The organism is Ureibacillus endophyticus, assembly GCF_003628435.1.
Lineage (GTDB): Bacteria > Bacillota > Bacilli > Bacillales_A > Planococcaceae > Ureibacillus > Ureibacillus endophyticus.
Genome location: NZ_RBZN01000001.1, coordinates 73,066 through 93,192, shown reverse-complemented (window position 1 = coordinate 93,192; position 20,127 = coordinate 73,066). Strand labels below are relative to the sequence as shown.

Sequence of the window (20,127 nt, the reverse complement as noted above, 5' to 3'; positions counted from 1 at the left end):
GTCCAAAACATATTGGATTAGCCTTTTAGTTATTATCTCTCTAATAGCTGGAACGTCATCATTGCTTTCCCAACCAGAATCGATTCGTTGAAAATATCAAAGTCCATTTTTACGAATTTACGACTCATATCTAAAATATGTGGAACAACTGTTAAGACACTTTCCATTTGAATTGGCTTAATGAAGTAGATTGTCATGTTTTCAGCTACTGCATCTCCACGTTTTCTTCTTTTCAACGCAAATGCCCCAACCTCTGCTAGTAATGTCGTAAAAGCTCCATAGGAAATGGCACCATAATGGTTCGTCATCTGAGGAGTTACCTTAAATTCTACGACAACATCTTCTTCACCCATAACTTTCATTTCACTTTTTACTAAGTCATCGATTGTTTCACCGTGTTGCGGCTGTCTTTGTGCATGTTGTAAGGCTTTTAAAACATCTTGACGACTGATTACCCCTTTTAAGATACCATCATCATCAACAATTGGTAGTAAGTCAATCCCTTCCCAAATCATACGGTGCCCAGCAGATGCAACGCTCGTTTTCATCGTTCCAGAAATCGGATTTTTCGTCATTACTTTATCAATTGGCTCATTTTCCTCTTTACCGATTACGTCCTTTACTGTAATCATCCCTACTAATTTATTAGCTTTCGTAACAACTGGGAATGCTCCGTGTGAAGTTCGGATATTTAAGTTTTGGAAGTCAGCAATTGTATCTGTATTTTTTAATGTTGCAGTCTCTTCAATTGGAATATATATATCTTCAATTAATAAAATATCCTTTTTAATTAATTGGTCATAAATGGCACGATTAATCATCGTAGCTACAGTAAATGTATCATAGCTTGATGAGATAATTGGTAGTTCTAATTCATCAGCAAGCTGTTTATTTTCCTCTGTTGTATCAAATCCACCTGTAATTAATACTGCAGCACCTGCTGTTAAAGCATTCTGATGGGCTTTAACACGGTTCCCTACAATTAAGAGGCTTCCTGCATCTGTATAACGCATCATATCATCTAATTGCATGGCACCAATTACAAACTTCGTTAATGTTTTATGTAACCCGGCTTTTCCACCAAGAACTTGTCCATCGACAATGTTAACAATCTCAGCAAATGTTAAGCGTTCAATGTTTTCCTTTTTCTTTTTCTCTATTCGAATCGTACCAACTCGTTCGATGGAACTTACAAGTCTGCGATTTTCAGCTTCTTTAATTGCGCGATATGCAGTACCTTCACTAACTTGCATTTCTTTTGCAATTTGTCGAACTGAAATTTTATCGCCAACAGGTAATGATTCGATATACTGTAATATTTTCTCGTGCTTTGTTGACATGGCTATCACCTAATCCCATCTATCTTTCCTTGCCATTAGTGTAACATATTTCAATTATGTATAGATAATAAGCATATTTGCAATAAGAGAAAAAAATAAGAATGCTGTCTAAAAAGTCATTTTGAGTAGTTCCTTGTGACAAAGATGGTGGCATATTGATGCGACCATCAAAGGAGTTCTTGAGAGATATTTATCAAGTAAGAAAAGGGTGTCCAAAAAGGGTTTTCTTTTTGGACACCTCATTCTCTTGCTAATGTATTACAGACGAACTTTCTCACCAGCTTGTAAAATTTGTACTTCGCTATCCTTAACTAATTCAGCGAATACTGTAGGATCTTGCTTAATAATCGGGAAAGTATTGTAGTGTATTGGAACAACTACTTTTGGTTTTAATAATGAAACTGCATAGGCTGCATCTTCTGGTCCCATTGTGAAGTTATCTCCAATTGGTAGGAACGCGACATCAATATTATTTCTATCACCGATTAACTTCATATCTCCGAATAATGCTGTGTCACCAGCATGATAAATTGTTAAACCTTCAGCAGTGAATAAAATACCACCTGGGTTACCTGCATTAACCACTTCATCTTCTGTTTCATAAGTAGAACCGTGGAAAGCAAGTGTATATTTTACTTTACCAAATGGAAATTCGTATGCTCCACCAACTCCCATTGGATGTGCATTCACACCAACTTTTTGTAAATAAACTGCAAATTCATTAAGAGCAACAACAAAAGAATTATGCTTTTTCGCTAATTCAATTGTATCTCCAACATGGTCATTATGCCCGTGAGTTAATAAAATAACATCTGGCTTTTCTTCTTCTGCCTTTAAGTCTGTTGCAGGGTTACCAGTAATAAAAGGATCAATCAAAATTGTTTTTCCGTTTGTTACTATTTTTACTACTGAATGTCCGTGATATGATATTTCCATTTATTAATCCTCCTATAAACACACGTAATAATTTCTTAATTCTCTTTTTAAGGGTGTTTTTCCTTCTTTTTGCTATACTATTACAAGTACAAATCCATTTTTAATTTTCAGGAGGACTCTCTTATGACAGCAATTAATAAATTACAAAGCTATTTAAAAGCGAATGAAATTGATTTAGCTTTTATCACAACTCCAGATAATGTGTTCTATTTTTCAAATTTTAAAAGTAATCCGCATGAACGATTACTTGGTGTTGTCGTTTTTAAAGACCAAGATCCATTATTAATTTGTCCAAAGATGGAAGTTCCCGATGCGAAAGCTTCAGGTTGGAATTTTGAAACAATTGGACATTTAGATACTGATAATCCATGGCAAATTTTATCGAATGCAATTAATGCGCGAGGTGTAGCTTTATCAAACTTTGCAATTGAAAAAGCTCATTTAACTGTTGAGCGACTTGAAGCACTACAACAATTTTATCCTCAAGCAAATTTTGTCCGTCTCGATGATCAAATAAACAAGATGCGTGTAATTAAAGATGAAGTTGAATTAGAAAAAATGAGAGAAGCTGCAAAACTAGCAGATTATGCTGTAGAAGTTGGATGTAAAGAAATTGCTGAGGGCAAAACGGAAATGGAAATCTTAACTGCAATCGAAAATGCCGTTAAAGAAAAAGGTTACAATATGTCCTTTGAAACAATGGTGCTTTCCGGTCCAAAAACAGCTTCACCACATGGTACACCTGGTAATCGCAAAATCCAAAAGGGCGATATGATTTTATTTGATTTAGGTGTTATTTATGAAGGATATTGTTCAGACATTACTCGAACTGTTGCTTATGGAGAACCTACTGATGAGCAAAAATTAATTTATCAAACCGTTCTTGCGGCAAATGAAAATGCGATTAACACTGTTAAATCCGGTGTTCGTGCAATGGACTTAGATAAAATTGCAAGAGACACAATTGGAAATGCTGGTTATGGCGAATATTTTACACATAGACTTGGACATGGTTTAGGAATTTCAGTTCATGAATTCCCTTCGATTAACGGTTCAAATGAGATGGAGTTATTACCTGGTATGGTCTTTACAATTGAACCTGGTATTTATAAAGAGGGTGTGACAGGGGTTCGTATTGAGGATGATGTCGTTGTAACGGAAAACGGTGTAGAAGTACTAACTAAATTCCCTAAAGAATTAATGATTCTATAATATAAAAGCTGCTATTGGAAACAATCCAAAGCAGCTTTTTCTTTATTGTAATAACGTATCTACTGGAACATATTCACGGCCTTGATCTTCTGCCACTGCCTTATAAACAACATGCCCTTCTAAAGTATTGATACCTTTTTTCAATGCTTCATTTTCGATACAAGCTTGTTTATATCCTTTATTTGCAATTTGTAATGCATATGGAACTGTATTATTCGTTAATGCAATTGTAGAAGTACGTGGAACCGCACCTGGCATATTTGCAACAGCGTAATGAACAACACCATGTTTAATGTAAATTGGGTCATCATGAGTTGTAACTCGGTCTGTTGTTTCAAAGCTACCACCTTGGTCAATCGCAATGTCAACGATAACAGAACCAGGTCTCATTGATTTTACCATTTCTTCAGTTACAAGTTTTGGCGCCTTTGCACCAGGAATTAATACAGATCCGACTACTAAATCAGAATCTTTTACAGATTCCGCAATATTATAAGGGTTCGACATTAATGTTTGAACGGAATGACCAAAAATGTCATCGATTTGACGAAGACGTTCAGGACTTACATCTAAAATTGTTACATCCGCGCCCATGCCGATAGCAACACGAGCCGCATTTGTTCCTGCCATACCTCCACCAATAACCGTTACTTTTCCACGTTGAACACCTGATACTCCTCCTAAAAGGATACCCATACCGCCATTCATTTTTTCCAAATATTGTGCACCAATTTGCACGGACATTTTTCCTGCTACTTCACTCATTGGTGTTAAAAGTGGTAATGAACGATTAGGTAATTGAACCGTTTCATAGGCAATTCCTACAACTTTATTATCAAGTAATGCTTGTGTCAACTCAACTTCTGGAGCTAAATGCAAGTATGTGAATAAAATTAAACCTTCTTTAAAATATTTATATTCACTTTGAATTGGCTCTTTTACTTTCATAACCATTTCTTGATTCCATGCTTCACTTGCTGTTTCAACTATTTTTGCTCCAGCATTCAAATAGTCCTCATCCGTAAAAGAAGAACCTAATCCTGCACCAGTTTCAATAAAAACTTCATGGCCAGCACTTGTTAAAGTTACAACTCCCGCTGGTGTCATTGCTACACGGTATTCATTGTTTTTAATTTCCTTTGGTACTCCAATTTTCAACGTTGATCACTTTCCTTTGCTGTTTGTAGTTTTATTACCAAATTTTATACCATTATATCAATTAATGAGAAAATTGGAATCTATTATTTTTCACAAAACTAAAAATAAATTTTTTTAATTGGAAGGTTTTATCGAAATTTAAATAATTCACTTTTTCATCACTTTTGTAAGGAATTTTTGTGAACATTACATAATTTTGTAAATTATATATTTTCTTTATTTTGGTATTTGCTATAATGAAGGTATATTTTAAAGGGGGAATTTTAGATGACTCATTATAAAAGTATCGTAGTTGCAGTAGATGGTTCGAAAGAAGCTGAATACGCTTTCAAAAAATCTATTGAAGTAGCAAAAAGAAATCAAGATGCAAAATTAAACTTAGTAAATGTAATCGATACTAGATCATTCGCCGCTATTGAAGCTTACGATCGTTCTATCGCAGAACGTGCACAAAGTTTCTCTGAAGAATTATTAGCAGGCTATAAAAAACAAGCAGAAGAAGCTGGCGTAAAAGATGTAAACGTAATCATCGAATACGGTTCACCAAAAACGATCATTACAAAAGAACTTTCAAAACTTGTAGATGCAGATCTAATTGTCTGCGGTGCTACTGGTTTAAATGCTGTTGAACGTTTCCTAATCGGTTCTGTTTCTGAAGCAATTGTACGTTCTTCAAAATGTGACGTTCTTGTTGTTAGAACTCCTGATACTCCATAATTTAACAATGAATGTAATGCAAAAAGCCAAAGAATCCTCTTTGGTTTTTTTATTTTCTGTAAAATATATGATATCATGATAAATATTTTGTATAGAGATTCTTACTAAAATATGTTTTAGTTATAATGTGCGTTAGAAAAGAGACGATACAAAAATGAATAGAATTCCATATTTTGATAATGCTAGGGCAATATTAATTTACCTAGTCATCGTTGGGCATATTCTTTCAAAGTATATTGATGATAGTCATTTATTGGGCAGCATATATATGTTTATTTATACTTTTCATATGCCAGCATTTATTTTAATTTCCGGATTTTTTGCAAAAAAAATATACGAATCTGGCTATTTAACAAAGGTTATAAAAAAATTATTATTTCCCTATATACTTTTACAAATTTTCTATAGTGTTTACTATTATTATATTTTTGATGACTCAATTGAACTTAGTTTGTTTATTCCGAGATGGGCTTTATGGTTTTTACTAAGTTTAATATTATGGAACATATTATTATACTTTTTTGGAAAAATTAAGTATGGATTACCATTAGCTTTAGTTATTTCAATTCTTATTGGTTATGACGATTCGATTAATGAGGTATTAAGTCTTTCACGGACATTTTTCTTCTTTCCATTTTTCCTAGTAGGTTATTATTTAAAGACCGAACATTTATTAAAACTAAAATCACGCACGCATGTACTTAACGGAGTCCTACTAGCGATGATTGGTTTTATTACTATCTATTACTTTGTTCCAATCGAACAACATGTATGGTTATTAGGGAAACGTCCATATGATGAAATATCGACCGTTCCTATGCAATGGGCTTGGCTAGGTCGATTCGTTGCATATATCGTTATGTTTACTGCGACATATATGTTTTTAACTCTCGTATCAAATAAACGAAGATTTTATACATCCATCGGTTCAGTAACAATATCAATTTACTTATTACATATGGTTGTAATACGAATTTTTTACGATTCACCAATTAAAGAGTATATTCTAGAATCAAAACAATACTGGCTTATCTTTGTTTTTGCTGCTAGTATTTTATTTATTCTATCGAGAAAACCTGTTTACACTGTTGTTAACCAGATATGTACCCTCCCAACAAAGAAAAATATCCTAGGACATAAATGATTTTCTTTAAAGGTTGAGTATGATTCTGCATATAAAAAATCAACATTTCACATACGAAATGTTGATTTTTTGTTTTTAAAGTTTGTTTATTTATTTTGTTTCCAAATTTGAACTTTCTCAAAGAACATAGCAAGTGCTTGCTTGTTTGACATGTTTGGTACTTTTGCCAGCAGTACCTCACGTGGAGCTCTTTGCTCATCACTTTTCTTTTGTAAAATTAAAATGCTCTTCTCATGGGCTTTTGAAGCAAACAAGTTTTCAGGAAGTTGAATAACTGCTTGAATCCATGTGTGTTTCTTTAAATATTTATGTAGATCTTTAGCTTGTTCTGATTCAAAAAGATTAGCAGGAATTAAGAAAAATAAATATCCGCCATCTTTTGAATGATTTACGGATTGCTCAATTAATAAGTGATGAGCATAACTTAACCCTTCATGTGCACATAATTCATAATCAAGGGCAACATCTTCATTTGGATAATAACCAACAGGCAAATCACATACAACAGCATCAACTGGATCAACAAGCATTTTTTGTAAAGCATCTTGATGATAGAACATGACTGGTTGTTCAATTATTTCCGCTGTATCTGCTGCTAATCGTATTAACAATTCATCTACTTCAATACCTGTAGCAGAGCTTTTTCCATCAAGTAAATTCATTACAGTTAATAATAAATTTCCTGTTCCAACGGCTGGGTCTAAAATAGAAATTTGATTATTTTTAATATGTTCTTCAAAAAACTGCTCTACAAAATAACCAACAAGTAATCCAAGTGTATCTGGTGTCATTTGATGATTTGGTTGAGAAGTTTTTCTCATCCCTTTTAATATCGCAATTTGTATGGCTTTACGAATTTCTTCTTTTGATGCAGTACTACCTAACCATGAATCTTTTTCATCTAGGATATCTTCAAGAGCTTGTAAAACACCATCTAAAAATGTGATACTTTCTTTTTTCTCGTATTCTTTCGCTTTTTCATTAATATACGAAAATATTTGTTCAAACTTTTCCATCATAGACTCCTTTTGAAATGAACAACCCACTCAAAAATAGAGTGGGCGAACATTTAACGTATATTTTTCATCCTTGTTTATTCTATATTACAACAATTAAACAAGATACGAAAATAATTATTTCGCTAATGCTTCTTTCACAGCATTAATAGCAGCCTCATAATCTGGATGGCTTGTACCTTCTGAAACATACTCTACATAAGTAACAGTATCATTTCTATCAATTACAAACACCGCACGAGCAAGTAGACGGTTTTCTTTCATATATACCCCATAACTTTCTCCAAAAGAAAGATCACGATAATCTGATACAGTGTGAACACCATCAATACCTGCTGCTGCACACCAACGTTTTTGAGCAAAAGGTAAATCTACTGATACTGTGTAAAACGCAACATCTTCACCTAAACCTGCTACTTCCTCATTGAAACGACGCGTTTCTGCATCACATACCCCAGTATCTAATGACGGTACTGACGCAATTAAACGTACTTTTCCTGCTGAATCTTTTAATGTAACTGTTGACATATCATTTGCTAACACAGAAAAGTCAGGTGCTTTATCCCCTACTTTTACTTCATTACCTACTAATGTTACTGGTTTGTTAATAAATGTTACTTGTACCATAATCTCATCCTCCTTTTCTGAACTTATCTTACTAAAGGTAAAGTAAAATTTGCAAACAACTAAGCTTGAAAAATATAGCGTGAATCGTTACTGTGATCTTTAAGATTGAAGTGAAAAATAAAAACCATCTGTAAAACAATTACAGATGGTTCTCTTCCTAAGTTGCTGAGATTGATTGATCTGTTTCGTAATCTACTTTCTTTTGAACAATCACTTTATTTTTTGTATATACTTTTTCATGAACTACAATCGTATCGGCAATAACATCATTCAGCCCTTTATTTTTAGGCATAAAAGCAACAATAATATATAAAATTTTAATCGTATTATTAATAAATCGTCCTACAATCTCTCTGAATAAAACGGTCATCCAATCTAGCTTTTCCCCATTAACTCGTTTTACTTTTAATCCAAAAATCATTTTGCCGATTGTTTGATTCCAAATCTTCGTAGTTAAAACAAAGTAAGCATAATAAATTATCGCTGAAATAATCGTTATTGGTGCATACCAATTTGAGTCATTTAAACTCCAACCAAACAGACGAAAAACAGGATTTACTAAGATGCCAACAATTGCACTCACCAATAATGAATCAATGGCAAAAGCCCAAAATCTTACCCAAAAGCCCGCAGTTTTTTCTTCGTACTGTTCAATTTCTTCTACTGAATACTTATTAGGAGCAGGAACGATCTCATTGTTTGTATTAGACAAATTTGATTCGTTATTTCCAAATTCAGACATCTAATTCCCCTCCTTAAAATTCACCATATAAATACATCATACGTGGTGCATCATAACAAGACATAAGTTTTGTTAACATTCTCTCTTCAGGAGAAGGTCCAAAGAATGAGCTGATCTTCATACCAAGTAATGAAGTGAAATCACCAAAACCTGTTTCATATTCAAAAAGCTCTGCATCTTCTAAACCGTAGTCTGCTCGAAGTGAAGCAATTGCATCTTCTAGCCCGCCAAGCTCATCAACAAGACCTGCCTTCAATGCTTGTGAACCACCTAATACACGACCATCGGCAACTTTTTTCACTTGTGCTTCAGTCATTCCACGTCCTTGCTCAACTACATCTACAAATACCTCATAAGAATCGTTAATCATTTCTTGCAACATTGCTTTTTCTTCTTCTGTAGTTGGTCTTGTGCCACCGAACATATCTTTATGAGCACCAGACTTAATTGTTTCAAATTTAATACCAACTTTATCTGCTAGTTCCGAGAAATTATAACTTTGCATGATTACACCGATTGAACCAGTTAAAGTTTCACGATGTGCATAAATTTTATCTGCTGGTGCTGAAATATAATAACCACCAGAAGCAGCCATTGAGCCCATTGATACATAAATTGGAATTTCTCTTTTTTCTTTAATTTCTAATAATTTTTTGTGGATTTCAGCAGATTCAATGACACCACCACCTGGTGAATCAACAGCTAATACAACAGCTTGTACGCTATCGTCATTTAAAATTGCTTCTAGCTGTGCTAAAAAGTTTTGATGGTCATATTCTACTGTTGTCCAAGGTGTACTTGAACCCACATCTTGTATCGTCCCATCAACGGATAATAATGCAATGCGTTTATTAAAATCTCCTGGTTCCAATACAATTTCAGATACTTCTTGTTCAGTACTCATTAGACTATCAAAATTACTAAAGAAATCTGTTTTAAATAAAGCCATCACTGTGTTTAATCCAATAGAAAAAACTAATAATACTACTGCAGCTCCCAATGCGAGCCATCTTTTCATATTCATGTTATTGATTCCTCCTCACTCCATACATACGTATAAGATGTTCAATTGTTTCAAAAAATTTTGTTTCGCCTTTAAATTTACCAAAAAAAATGGAGATTCGAAATAAATACCATTTCAAATCTCCATAATGCGACACTATTCCCTAGGAAATAATATCTGCATTCCTATTTCACTGTTTGTTTATTCAGTTCTTTTTGACGTAATTCAATACGACGAATTTTTCCTGAAGATGTCTTCGGAAGTTCGTCGATAAATTCGATTGCACGAGGATATTTATATGGTGCTGTAATGTTCTTTACATGATCTTGAAGTTCTTTTATTAAATCTGGATTTGTTTTTAATTGTGGATCACGTAACACAACAAATGCTTTCACAATACTACCTCGAATTTCGTCAGGGCTTCCTACAACAGCACACTCTTTAACTGCTGGATGCTTAACTAGAGCATCCTCTACTTCGAATGGCCCTATAGTATAGCCAGAAGAAATGATAATGTCATCTCCTCGACCTTCGAACCAGAAGTAACCATCTTCATCCTTATATGCACGGTCACCAGTTAAGAACCATTCGCCTCGGAATTGCATTTGTGTTCTTTCTGGCTCTTTTAAATAACCTTTAAATAATGCTGGTGTTGATGAGTGAACTGCAATATCCCCTACTTCTCCAGGCTTTGTAGGTTCACCAAGATCATTAATAACATCTACAACATTTCCTGGAGTAGGTTTGCCCATCGAACCTGGTTTTGGTTGCATACCTAATAATGTTCCAACTAATAATGTATTCTCAGTTTGTCCATAACCGTCACGAACCTGTAGTGAAAATACGTCTAAGAATTTATTAATTACTTCACTATTTAACGGTTCTCCTGCAGAAACAGCACTTTTTACACTAGATAAATCATATTGTTCCAATTGATCTACTTTCGCCATTAAGCGATATTCAGTCGGAGTACAACATAAAACATTTATTTTATTATCTTGAAGAAGTTGTAAATATACTTTTGGATCAAATTGACCTTTGTGAACAAATGCAGTTGCTCCACTTCCTAGCACGGCTAAGAAGGGACTCCAAATCCATTTTTGCCAACCTGGAGCAGCAGTTGCCCAAACGATATCATTTTCTTTAACGCCTAGCCAATACTCTGCAGTTGTACGTAAGTGAGCATATCCCCAACCATGGGAATGAACAACACCTTTAGGGTTTCCTGTTGTACCACTTGTATAGGATAGAAATGCGATATCAGATTGTTTTGTTTTAATATCTTCAAAAGTATCTGATAAAACATCTAAGTTTTCATCAATCGAAATCCAGGATTCTGTTCCTTTACCATATACAAAAAGTTTTAATCCATCTAAATGTTTTACATCTTCAAATTGACTAATTTCATCTTCAAAAGCAATAATTGCTTTTGCTTGAGAGTGGGTAATGCGATAATCGATATCTTTTGCACGTAACATTTCAGAGCTTGGAATGATTGTTAGTCCTGCTTTTAATGCTCCGATGTATGTAGCATATGCTTCTACTGAGCGAGGGACCATAATGAGAACCACATCACCTTTGCCGAGTCCGTGATTAGCAAATAAATTAGCAACCTTATTTGCTTTTTTTATTAATTCTTTGTAAGAGACCTTTTCTAATTCCCCGTTTACATGATGAACGATTAAAGCTGTCTTTTCTTCATTTTGTGCATACTTTTCAATTTCATCAACAATGTTGTAATCTTCAGGAGCTAATAAATCTTCTCTTTTCATTTGTATCCCCCTTTTTTGCATCAAATGATACATTATACTAATTATAATAATACTCAATCGAAATTTCAAAATATTCCTCTATTTTGACTGAATTTAGGTAAAATCGTACTCTTATTATTTAAAAATCAATAATAATTTTCCGTTAAAACTAATAAATTTGGGATAAGATAATACAAATGAAAAAAGGCCAGTAGCATTTAGCTACCAGCCCTTTAATTTAATAATTATTGTTGGCCGCCACGTAATTGTGATTCAGCCATTTGCACAAGGCGTTTAGTAATTTCTCCTCCGACTGATCCGTTTGCACGAGAAGACGCTTCAGGTCCGAGTTGAACACCAAACTCTTGAGCGATTTCATATTTCATTTGGTCTAAAGCTTGTTCTGCACCAGGTACTACAAGCTTATTACGGTTACCGCTATTGTTGTTTGCCATGTCTCTCACCTCCTTGTGCATATAGAATGTGCGGTATCACATTTTTAATACACAAAAATTTAGAGGTAAGTATTTCCGGTTAATAGTTAAAAACTATAATAAATCAGCAAACTTATCTTTCGATTCATTTTTTTCAGGGAATCGATACACTTCACGATTTTTTACAGCACGTTCAATTAATTCATCAAACTCTGTGAAGCTTTCATAATATTTTATTTTATCAACTTTTGGTTTCGTTTTTGGATTAGCTGGCGTAAAGATTGTACAGCAATCCTCATATGGACGAATTGACGTTTCATAAGTACCAATTTGCTCAGCAATTTGTATAATCTCTAATTTGTCAAAAGCAATTAATGGTCTTAAAATCGGTGTATTCGTCACATCGTTAATAGCAGTTAAACTTTCTAACGTTTGACTAGCCACTTGTCCTAAACTTTCCCCCGTTACAATCCCAAGAGCACCAATTTCTTCTCGCACTTTATCTGCAATTCGCATCATTAATCTACGAGTAGTTGTCATCAATGTATTACTAGGAACACGATCACGAATTAATGTTTGAATTTCAGTAAAAGGAATAACATGTAAACGAATATTTGCACCAAATTTCGTTAATTCATTTGCTAAGTCTTTTACTTTTTGCAATGAATGATCACTTGTATATGGTGGGCTAAAGAAGTGAATTGCTTCTATACGTACACCGCGCTTCATTACTAAATATCCTGCTACAGGACTATCAATACCACCTGACAACATTAACAATGATTTTCCGTTTGAACCTACTGGCATGCCCCCAGCACCCGGTATTACTTGAGCCATCATATAAACTGCATCTTTTCGTATTTCAATGCGTAGTTCTACATCAGGTTTTCTTACTTGAACCGAAATATTTGGATTACTTCTTAATACATGACCACCGATTTCTCGTTGAATTTCATGGGATTCAAGTGGGAAAGTTTTATCGGAACGGCGAACTTCCACTTTAAATGTAATTTGTTGCTCCTTAAATTGTTCCATAATTAATAAAGAAAGGTTTTTCATTGATTCCAAATCTTTCTCACAATAAGCAACTGGGCTGAATGATTGTATACCAAAAATCGTAGGCATTCTATCCATTAAGACTTCATATTGTTCTTCCGTTTCAATTTCAATGTGCATACGATCGCGTTCTGAGTGAATGTTTAATGGGGCAATATCATTAAAAGTATTTCTTATATTCGTACGTAATCGACTAATAAAATCCTTCTTATTTCGTCCTTTTGTAGACAGTTCACCGTAACGGATTAAAATTTCTTTCCAAATCATTTATTATTCTCCTTTTAATTCTTTCATCACTTCAGTGAAAGCTTTTTTAAATTGTTGAATATCTTCATCAGTAGTTAGCCCACCAAAACTTAGTCGGATTACACCATTTACAAAATTGGGTGGTGTTTTTAATGCTAAAACAACATGACTAGTCTTTTTCTGTTTTGAAGAACATGCACTAGATGTTGAAACAATAATTCCCCTTTTTTGTAATGCATTAATCAAAATTTCCCCTTTTAAATCTTTCACACTAAAGGACAAAATATGGGCCGCACCATTTGGAGTTGAAAGTATATGAATAACGCTACCAAAGCTTGTTAAAAATTCCATTAATTCATTATGCCATTTTCGGTATTTTTTCATAGACTGTTCTAGGTCTTCCACTGCCATTCTTGCAGCTTTCGCAAGGGCAACTGCTTGTGGAACAGCAACCGTACCACTACGCAATCCATATTCTTGTCCTCCACCTAAAAGAAGTGGAGCAATATTCATTTTTTTACGGAATGCGATTACGCCAGAACCTTTTAATCCATGAATTTTATGTCCTGAAATGGATATAATGTCTGGACCTGCATCATCTTTAAAGTAAATAGGCATCTTACCAAAACTTTGGACAGCATCTACATGAAAAGTTGCTCGACTGCTTTCATGAATAATTTTCGCAGCCTCTTCGATTGGTTGAATTGCTCCCATCTCATTATTAACATGCATAATACTTACTAAAACCGTATCTTTACGAAGTTTTTCTTGAAGTTCTTGTAGTGAAATAACGCCATTTGAATCTACTGATAAATAATCAATTTCATACCCATCTGCTTGCAGTACACGAATTGATTCTAAAACAGAAGCATGTTCAATTTCAGTAGTAATAATATGTTTTCCTTTATGTGTATTCGCTTTTGCGATACCGAAAATCGCAAAGTTATTTGACTCTGTTCCACCAGCTGTAAAAAGGACTTGGCGGTCATCTGTACCTAAAATTTTAGCCATTTGAGCTCTTGCACGATCGAGTAAAGTATTAGACTCAACACCTGCCTCATGAATTGAAGCTGGGTTTGCATAAAAAGATTCATTAACCTGAATAAATGTATTTAAAACCTCTTTATAAGGTTTAGTTGTAGCACTATTATCTAAATATATCATTTTATCCTACCTTCTTTTAAATGCTTTTCAATTTGCTAATGGCTGGATTATAGAAGACACTATAATATTTTAAAAATTTGCATAATGTCATATCCATAATAAAGGGCTGTCTGAAAAGTCATTTTGAGACAGCCCTTTGTGACTGACGCTCCGCTTTCGTCACAGATAAATTGCGACGAGGATGGTGTTAACCACCGCAGGAGCAATAATTCATAAGGGATATTTATCAAGAAAGAATAGAGGTGTCCAAAAAGATTTAACTTTTTGGACACCCTCTATTTCTTTATTTCATTATAACGCTTATGTCAATCCACGACTACCCATCTAATTTTTCGCATACATTTCTTCTTCTACAAGCTCTTCAATTCGTTTAATTGCACCAGGCTCAGCTAGTTCAACAGCTGCCGCTGCATCTTCTAATGCTTTTATGTACCGGTATTGCTTAAAGGCTTCTTCTGCCTCTAGTAAAAGTTGATGTACCTTTGGATTTGTCGCTCTATAACGATTGCCATATTGAATCATACGTTCAATTAACATTACATTTAAAATCATTTCATTTGCATGTTTATTTGCTTCTTGAATGCAATGGTTTGCATGTTGTAAATTGCTATGAACTTTTTGCATATTTAATGGAATCTCTTGAAGGCTTTGCATCACAATAAATAATTGTTCCTCCGCTTCTTCAAGGCGAGCATCCATTTCTTCTGGAATACCAGGGATATTAGCTTTATTCAACTGTCGATCTGTTTCTTGTAAAAGACGCTTTAATGATTCAAGTTGTGCTCGAGCTTTATTTTCATCAATTCGTAAATTTTTCAAACGATTTGAGAACTGTTCTTGTTCTTCTTTAATTCGTTCAATTTCATTACTGATATCGATTAGCTCTTCCTGTAAGCTTGAATAAGCTGACTTCTCCTCTTGAACACGAGTAACAAGTAATTCGTAACGCTTTTGAATGACTTCAAGCTGCTTCAATCCGATTTTCGGGATTTCTGCTTCTTTATCAGATAAATGATAACTACTTTGGACATAGATTGCTTCATTACCTACTTCTCTTGTTACAGTTAACACTTCATTTAATATACTGAAAGTTTTATCACAGTTTTTATCAACGTAATTTTTCGCAATAACTTCTTTTTCAAGTAGGTCATAATAGTTATCAATTGTATCGTTGATTTCTTCGATGCGTGGACCCACTATATCTATTTCTAGATTAGCAAGTTTTTCTTTTAAAGCATCGAGTTCGCCTTCAACACTTTCCAAATACTCCGTTAACTCTAGATGTCTTAAATAATAAGCTTGATCTTCCATTTCTCGTTGCCCGTTTTTTAAGTCATGGATAGCAGTTGGTATCTTTGTTTGAATTTCAGTTAGTAAACTTGGAACCTCATTTAACAACTTGAACAATTCTTGAGCCTCATTCGAAAGCTGAAGGACAATTTCTCTTGCTTGTAAATAATTCCCTTCTACTGTTAGCACATCGTATTCTTCAAATTTTGGTGTGAACTGCTCAACTCTTTTTTCAAGAGCTTGTAATGCTGGACCAAAAGAATATTGATGAGCTAAAAGCGTTTTACGAGCCGAACGATACTGTTCTTTTAATTGTTCAATCTCAATTCTATTTTTTTCTTCACTTCCAATTAACTCTTCTAATTCATTTAATATCTTTGTTTTATTTTCTTCGCACTTTGCGATATATTCTTCTATCTCACGTTCGATAATGGAAGCTTTTTTAAATTTAAACCGATCTATGTATTCTTCAGCATCAAAAAGCATAGAATCAATTTTAATGACATGGACATCTATTACTTCTGTCCACATGTTTCGCCAATGTTCAAACATTTCTTCTGTTTGACCATTCATGTTTAATGCTTTGACTTTTGTTAGCTCCTCAAATATTGGATAATGCTGAATTTGCATTTTTTCTTTTTCAAGTCGCTGTATAACAACATTATGTTTTCGCCTGATTAATAACCCAACGATAAATAATGCTAATAGTACGATGACGACAATGATGATATACTTCATCGTAAGCCCCCTATTCCAAAATCACTACGCCTGCTATTTTGTAACTATAATATACCATGTTTTTTGGGTTTTGTTTAAAAAAATAAAGGTTTTTGTTAAAGTAAACTTTAATAATGATATGGAGGTTCCGTTTATGAAGAAAGATGGTCACATACACTCACCATTTTGCCCCCACGGCACTAGTGATGCATTTGAATTATATATTGAAAAAGCAATAGAAAATCAATTTACACACATTACATTTACTGAACATGCACCACTGCCTACAAATTTCGTAGATCCAACACCAGATAAGGATTCTGGTATGAAGCCGAAAGATTTAACAACGTACATTGAAACTTTAAAAAAATTAAAAGAACATTATGCAAAAGATATAACTATTAATATAGGACTAGAAATTGATTATATAATTGGTTACGAAACTGAAACCCGTGCACTTCTTGACATTGTCGGTCCTTCATTAGATGACTCGATTTTATCGGTCCATTTTTTAAAATTCAATGATTCTTACACATGTATCGATTTTTCTGAAGAAGTTTATTTAGATTTCGCACAAAAAGTCGGTGGCATAAATGAAATGTACAACCTTTATTATGATACTGTAATAAAATCTATTGAAGCAAATTTAGGTAGATTTAAACCAAGAAGAATAGGTCATCCAACACTAATACATAAATTCCAACTAGCTCACGGTGAACAAATTGAAGATGGTGATCGCATTAAAGAAATTTTACAATTAATGAAGGATAAAAATTATGAATTAGATGTAAACAGTGCCGGTTTGAGTAAAACATTTTGTAAAGAACCTTATCCACCATTACCAATGATTGAATATGCACGTTCAATCGAGCTACCAATTGTGTTTGGTTCTGATGCGCATTGTGTAAAAGATTTACATCAACACTATCATTTACTTTTTAAGTAACAACATTTGGAGGTCTCTATGTTTTCAAAGATAAATTATGAAGGCTCTATTTCAGCACAGTATAATACTCTATCCCAACAGTTAAATGCACTTCTTGATGGAGAAAAGGATACTATTGCAAATTTAAGCAATGCATCTGCTTTATTAAATCAATTTTTGAATAATATAAATTGGGTTGGCTTCTATTTAATGAAAGAAGGGGAACTTGTATTAGGGCCATTCCAAGGTCTGCCAGCATGTGTAAGAATTGCAGTTGGTCGTGGTGTATGTGGTACGGCTGTTTCTAAAAAAGAAACAATCGTCGTTGAAGATGTCCATGCATTCCCCGGTCATATTGCCTGTGATGCTGCAACAAATTCAGAAATTGTAATACCATTAATTAAAAATAATGAAGTAATTGGTGTTTTAGATATTGATAGCCCAAATAAAGGTCGATTCAGCGATGAAGATCGTCAAGGCCTCGAGCAATTTGTTAACACCTTAATGAAGCATTTATAACCATCTGGAGGTGTCCAAAAAGTAATAATTTTTTGGACACCTCTTTTCTTTCTTGATAAATATCTCTTATGAATTATTGTTCCTGCGGTAGTCGAAATAAATTTCCACTATCCTCGTCGCAAAGCAGTTGTCTCAAAATGACTTTTCAGACAACTCCTTTTATAATACTTAATTCATATTTTTTCAAAACAAAAAAACTTACTATGTATGATGAGAATCACCTCATAAATCATAGTAAGTTTTTTATGATTGTAACAGCATTGAGTCATCATAAAGACAAACTTGATTTTTCCCATTATTTTTTGCAACATACAGTGCAGTATCTGCCTGTAAAAAGATTTTTTGATACTCAGCAGGTGCTTTCTTATTCCAAAATACTAATCCAGCAGAAATCGTTACAGATGGGTCTGTTGCTTTTGGAATTGAATCAACAATTTGCTGAGAAAGTTGGAGTGCTTCATTTTCATGGATGTTTGTTACATAAACAGCCATCTCTTCTCCACCCCATCTTGCACTTATTCCGCGATCGTCAATGATATTCATTAATAGTTCACCAATTTGAACTAATATCGTATCTCCAATTTGATGTCCATAAGTATCATTAATCCGTTTAAAATTGTCTATATCAATAAGTAAAAACATTCCGGAATCGTCATTCTGTAACGATTGCTCCACAAATTTATCTAAATAGTTTCTAGCATACAATTTTGTTAAATGATCATGATCCACCATTTCTTGCAATTGATTTCTTAAAATTGAGTTCGCAATGGCTAATGATGAATGATGTATTAAAGATTGCATTAACTTAAAGCTATCAAAGGAGAAGAAATAAGAATCACGATGTAATACAATACTAAAACCATTGATACGTTGTTCAACAATCATAGGAATTGCCATTACTGATTTATAACGAACATCTTTTGAAATTAGGCGACTAAAATCTGCAATAAACAATGGATCATGGCTTTTATTAAAATGATTACCTACATGATTAATATAGATAGCACCCTCATCCATTTGGAATAAGTCCGTTGAAGCTTCCGTTAGTTTATATTCATCATTCTCTTTTAAGACAAAACATAACTCCATCGGTTGAAACGATTTCATTAATTGCTTTTGTAAGAACATAAACATTTCATTTATATCTAATCTCATATTTAGACGATGTGAAGTTTCATTTATTAATTGTAAATCGCTAATTAGCCGATGCGATTGATGGTAAAGCTTTGCATTTTCCAGCGCATTACCAGATGCATGGGCGAGCATTCGAATAAACTCTTTTTGCGTTGATGTAAACAAATATGAGTATGGTGCACTAACTTGTAGTATCCCATAAATCGCTTGTCTTCCTTTAATTGGTGCGTTCAAAAGAGTACAGTTTAAATCATCTGCATCTTCAGTTATGATTTTACCAGACACAAATGCTTCAATAGCTGATGGTCTTTCAGATAAATAGTCAAATTGCTTTATAGGAATTTTTGTCTGGCGATCTTGGTCATTAGATAAAATTAATTCAACATTAAAGTTCGGGAAATTTTCTTGAATAGTAATTAGTACATTTTCCAAAATCAAATCAATATCCATCGTTGAGTGAAATAAATCAGACATTGTATATAACTTCCGATATTGTTTTTCATTATGGCGAACTACGACATTTTTACTAATCATCGATAATGTTTTTGAGACAACATCGACAAAATCTTCGAAATATTCTGATTGTGTAAAGGCAGACCATTTAGGCGTTGATTTTACTAATAAGACCCCATGTATATCGAAATGTCCAACTTTCAACAAAATCATATGCGTGAGCTGTTTAAACTCGCTTGTCATTAGTAAATCATCCGGTACTTCCACCCATTTTTGTTGTCCAAACCATGATTCAAAATTTTCCCAAGGAATTTCATTTATCTCATTGGTTGAATTTATGTTAAAAGGTTTTAATGTTTCCCCTTCATATAAAAGAAAAAAACATTGATCAATATCAAAATGTTGATGTAAGCATTTATGTAACAGTAAGGAATATTCATAATAACTGTCTTGTTTTTCAAGAGCACTGATACATATACTTAACAAATCTGACTTGATATTAATTAATGTCTGCCGATGCTCAATCATGAAATCACCTTTTCT

Annotated in this window: 18 protein-coding genes; 5 read left to right on the top strand and 13 right to left on the bottom strand. The window is 33.6% G+C overall.

Annotated features, from left to right (window positions below; all coding sequences use genetic code 11):
• Window positions 1-32: 32 nt before the first annotated feature.
• Both D8M03_RS00395 and D8M03_RS00390 read right to left on the bottom strand, forming a co-directional pair.
• Window positions 33-1,340, bottom strand: coding sequence for a DRTGG domain-containing protein (locus D8M03_RS00395; RefSeq protein WP_121212699.1), 1,308 nt, complete (start codon window positions 1,338-1,340; stop codon window positions 33-35).
• 258 nt (window positions 1,341-1,598) lie between these two features.
• Window positions 1,599-2,276 (bottom strand): metal-dependent hydrolase, encoded by a 678-nt coding sequence (locus tag D8M03_RS00390; protein ID WP_121212698.1) that lies wholly within the window; start codon window positions 2,274-2,276, stop codon window positions 1,599-1,601.
• A 123-nt stretch (window positions 2,277-2,399) separates the two neighbouring features.
• Here D8M03_RS00390 and D8M03_RS00385 point away from each other — a divergent pair, with 123 nt between their 5' ends.
• Window positions 2,400-3,488, top strand: a complete 1,089-nt coding sequence (locus D8M03_RS00385) for a M24 family metallopeptidase (protein WP_121212697.1) — start codon at window positions 2,400-2,402, stop codon at window positions 3,486-3,488.
• A 42-nt stretch (window positions 3,489-3,530) separates the two neighbouring features.
• On the opposite strand, the gene ald is transcribed toward D8M03_RS00385, so the two are convergent.
• Window positions 3,531-4,646 (bottom strand): alanine dehydrogenase, encoded by a 1,116-nt coding sequence (gene ald / locus D8M03_RS00380; RefSeq protein ID WP_121212696.1) that lies wholly within the window; start codon window positions 4,644-4,646, stop codon window positions 3,531-3,533.
• 267 nt (window positions 4,647-4,913) lie between these two features.
• On the opposite strand from ald, the gene D8M03_RS00375 reads away from it, so the two are divergent.
• Both D8M03_RS00375 and D8M03_RS00370 read left to right on the top strand, forming a co-directional pair.
• The gene (locus D8M03_RS00375) at window positions 4,914-5,363 is read left to right on the top strand and encodes a universal stress protein (protein WP_121212695.1); all 450 of its coding nucleotides are present in this window, start codon (window positions 4,914-4,916) and stop codon (window positions 5,361-5,363) included.
• Between the two features lie 154 nt (window positions 5,364-5,517).
• Window positions 5,518-6,507: an acyltransferase family protein gene (locus D8M03_RS00370; RefSeq protein ID WP_121212694.1), complete on the top strand. Its 990-nt coding sequence runs from the start codon at window positions 5,518-5,520 to the stop codon at window positions 6,505-6,507.
• An 86-nt stretch (window positions 6,508-6,593) separates the two neighbouring features.
• On the opposite strand, the gene D8M03_RS00365 is transcribed toward D8M03_RS00370, so the two are convergent.
• From D8M03_RS00365 to ezrA, 9 genes are all read right to left on the bottom strand, one after another.
• Window positions 6,594-7,523, bottom strand: a complete 930-nt coding sequence (locus tag D8M03_RS00365) for a class I SAM-dependent methyltransferase (RefSeq protein WP_121212693.1) — start codon at window positions 7,521-7,523, stop codon at window positions 6,594-6,596.
• Window positions 7,524-7,640: 117 nt separating this feature from the next.
• On the bottom strand, window positions 7,641-8,150 hold the full coding sequence (tpx, locus tag D8M03_RS00360) for a thiol peroxidase (protein WP_121212692.1): 510 nt from the start codon (window positions 8,148-8,150) through the stop codon (window positions 7,641-7,643).
• Window positions 8,151-8,307: 157 nt separating this feature from the next.
• Window positions 8,308-8,892, bottom strand: a complete 585-nt coding sequence (locus D8M03_RS00355) for an RDD family protein (RefSeq protein WP_121212691.1) — start codon at window positions 8,890-8,892, stop codon at window positions 8,308-8,310.
• A 13-nt stretch (window positions 8,893-8,905) separates the two neighbouring features.
• Complete coding sequence (gene sppA / locus D8M03_RS00350; protein ID WP_121212690.1) at window positions 8,906-9,916, bottom strand: signal peptide peptidase SppA; 1,011 nt, start codon at window positions 9,914-9,916, stop codon at window positions 8,906-8,908.
• Between the two features lie 164 nt (window positions 9,917-10,080).
• Window positions 10,081-11,667 carry an acyl-CoA synthetase MbcS gene (gene mbcS, locus D8M03_RS00345; RefSeq protein WP_121212689.1) on the bottom strand — a complete coding sequence of 529 codons (1,587 nt, stop codon included), beginning with the start codon at window positions 11,665-11,667 and terminating at the stop codon, window positions 10,081-10,083.
• Window positions 11,668-11,891: 224 nt separating this feature from the next.
• A complete protein-coding gene (locus tag D8M03_RS00340; protein WP_121212688.1) occupies window positions 11,892-12,101 on the bottom strand; it encodes an alpha/beta-type small acid-soluble spore protein in 210 nt (69 codons plus the stop codon).
• Between the two features lie 93 nt (window positions 12,102-12,194).
• Window positions 12,195-13,403 carry a tRNA uracil 4-sulfurtransferase ThiI gene (gene thiI, locus D8M03_RS00335; RefSeq protein ID WP_121212687.1) on the bottom strand — a complete coding sequence of 403 codons (1,209 nt, stop codon included), beginning with the start codon at window positions 13,401-13,403 and terminating at the stop codon, window positions 12,195-12,197.
• 3 nt (window positions 13,404-13,406) lie between these two features.
• The gene (locus tag D8M03_RS00330) at window positions 13,407-14,546 is read right to left on the bottom strand and encodes a cysteine desulfurase family protein (RefSeq protein ID WP_121212686.1); all 1,140 of its coding nucleotides are present in this window, start codon (window positions 14,544-14,546) and stop codon (window positions 13,407-13,409) included.
• A 324-nt stretch (window positions 14,547-14,870) separates the two neighbouring features.
• Window positions 14,871-16,574: a septation ring formation regulator EzrA gene (ezrA, locus tag D8M03_RS00325; protein ID WP_121212685.1), complete on the bottom strand. Its 1,704-nt coding sequence runs from the start codon at window positions 16,572-16,574 to the stop codon at window positions 14,871-14,873.
• A 133-nt stretch (window positions 16,575-16,707) separates the two neighbouring features.
• Between ezrA and hisJ the strand changes: the two genes are divergently transcribed.
• Window positions 16,708-17,499 carry a histidinol-phosphatase HisJ gene (gene hisJ, locus D8M03_RS00320; protein WP_121212684.1) on the top strand — a complete coding sequence of 264 codons (792 nt, stop codon included), beginning with the start codon at window positions 16,708-16,710 and terminating at the stop codon, window positions 17,497-17,499.
• 18 nt (window positions 17,500-17,517) lie between these two features.
• The gene (locus D8M03_RS00315; protein WP_121212683.1) at window positions 17,518-17,997 is read left to right on the top strand and encodes a GAF domain-containing protein; all 480 of its coding nucleotides are present in this window, start codon (window positions 17,518-17,520) and stop codon (window positions 17,995-17,997) included.
• 243 nt (window positions 17,998-18,240) lie between these two features.
• On the opposite strand, the gene D8M03_RS00310 is transcribed toward D8M03_RS00315, so the two are convergent.
• Window positions 18,241-20,112, bottom strand: coding sequence for a sensor domain-containing diguanylate cyclase (locus D8M03_RS00310; RefSeq protein ID WP_121212682.1), 1,872 nt, complete (start codon window positions 20,110-20,112; stop codon window positions 18,241-18,243).
• Between the last annotated feature and the right edge of the window lie 15 nt (window positions 20,113-20,127).

Bases quoted from the DNA above. Each gene is read 5' to 3' on its own strand.
- D8M03_RS00390 (WP_121212698.1), bottom strand. From the start codon at position 2,276: ATGGAAATATCATATCACGGACATTCAGTAGTAAAAATAGTAACAAAC.
- D8M03_RS00330 (WP_121212686.1), bottom strand. From the start codon at position 14,546: ATGATATATTTAGATAATAGTGCTACAACTAAACCTTATAAAGAGGTT.
- thiI (WP_121212687.1), bottom strand. From the start codon at position 13,403: ATGATTTGGAAAGAAATTTTAATCCGTTACGGTGAACTGTCTACAAAA.
- D8M03_RS00315 (WP_121212683.1), top strand. From the start codon at position 17,518: ATGTTTTCAAAGATAAATTATGAAGGCTCTATTTCAGCACAGTATAAT.
- D8M03_RS00340 (WP_121212688.1), bottom strand. From the start codon at position 12,101: ATGGCAAACAACAATAGCGGTAACCGTAATAAGCTTGTAGTACCTGGT.
- D8M03_RS00365 (WP_121212693.1), bottom strand. From the start codon at position 7,523: ATGGAAAAGTTTGAACAAATATTTTCGTATATTAATGAAAAAGCGAAA.
- D8M03_RS00395 (WP_121212699.1), bottom strand. From the start codon at position 1,340: ATGTCAACAAAGCACGAGAAAATATTACAGTATATCGAATCATTACCT.
- D8M03_RS00385 (WP_121212697.1), top strand. From the start codon at position 2,400: ATGACAGCAATTAATAAATTACAAAGCTATTTAAAAGCGAATGAAATT.
- tpx (WP_121212692.1), bottom strand. From the start codon at position 8,150: ATGGTACAAGTAACATTTATTAACAAACCAGTAACATTAGTAGGTAAT.
- hisJ (WP_121212684.1), top strand. From the start codon at position 16,708: ATGAAGAAAGATGGTCACATACACTCACCATTTTGCCCCCACGGCACT.
- D8M03_RS00355 (WP_121212691.1), bottom strand. From the start codon at position 8,892: ATGTCTGAATTTGGAAATAACGAATCAAATTTGTCTAATACAAACAAT.
- ezrA (WP_121212685.1), bottom strand. From the start codon at position 16,574: ATGAAGTATATCATCATTGTCGTCATCGTACTATTAGCATTATTTATC.
- D8M03_RS00370 (WP_121212694.1), top strand. From the start codon at position 5,518: ATGAATAGAATTCCATATTTTGATAATGCTAGGGCAATATTAATTTAC.
- sppA (WP_121212690.1), bottom strand. From the start codon at position 9,916: ATGAATATGAAAAGATGGCTCGCATTGGGAGCTGCAGTAGTATTATTA.
- D8M03_RS00375 (WP_121212695.1), top strand. From the start codon at position 4,914: ATGACTCATTATAAAAGTATCGTAGTTGCAGTAGATGGTTCGAAAGAA.
- D8M03_RS00310 (WP_121212682.1), bottom strand. From the start codon at position 20,112: ATGATTGAGCATCGGCAGACATTAATTAATATCAAGTCAGATTTGTTA.
- mbcS (WP_121212689.1), bottom strand. From the start codon at position 11,667: ATGAAAAGAGAAGATTTATTAGCTCCTGAAGATTACAACATTGTTGAT.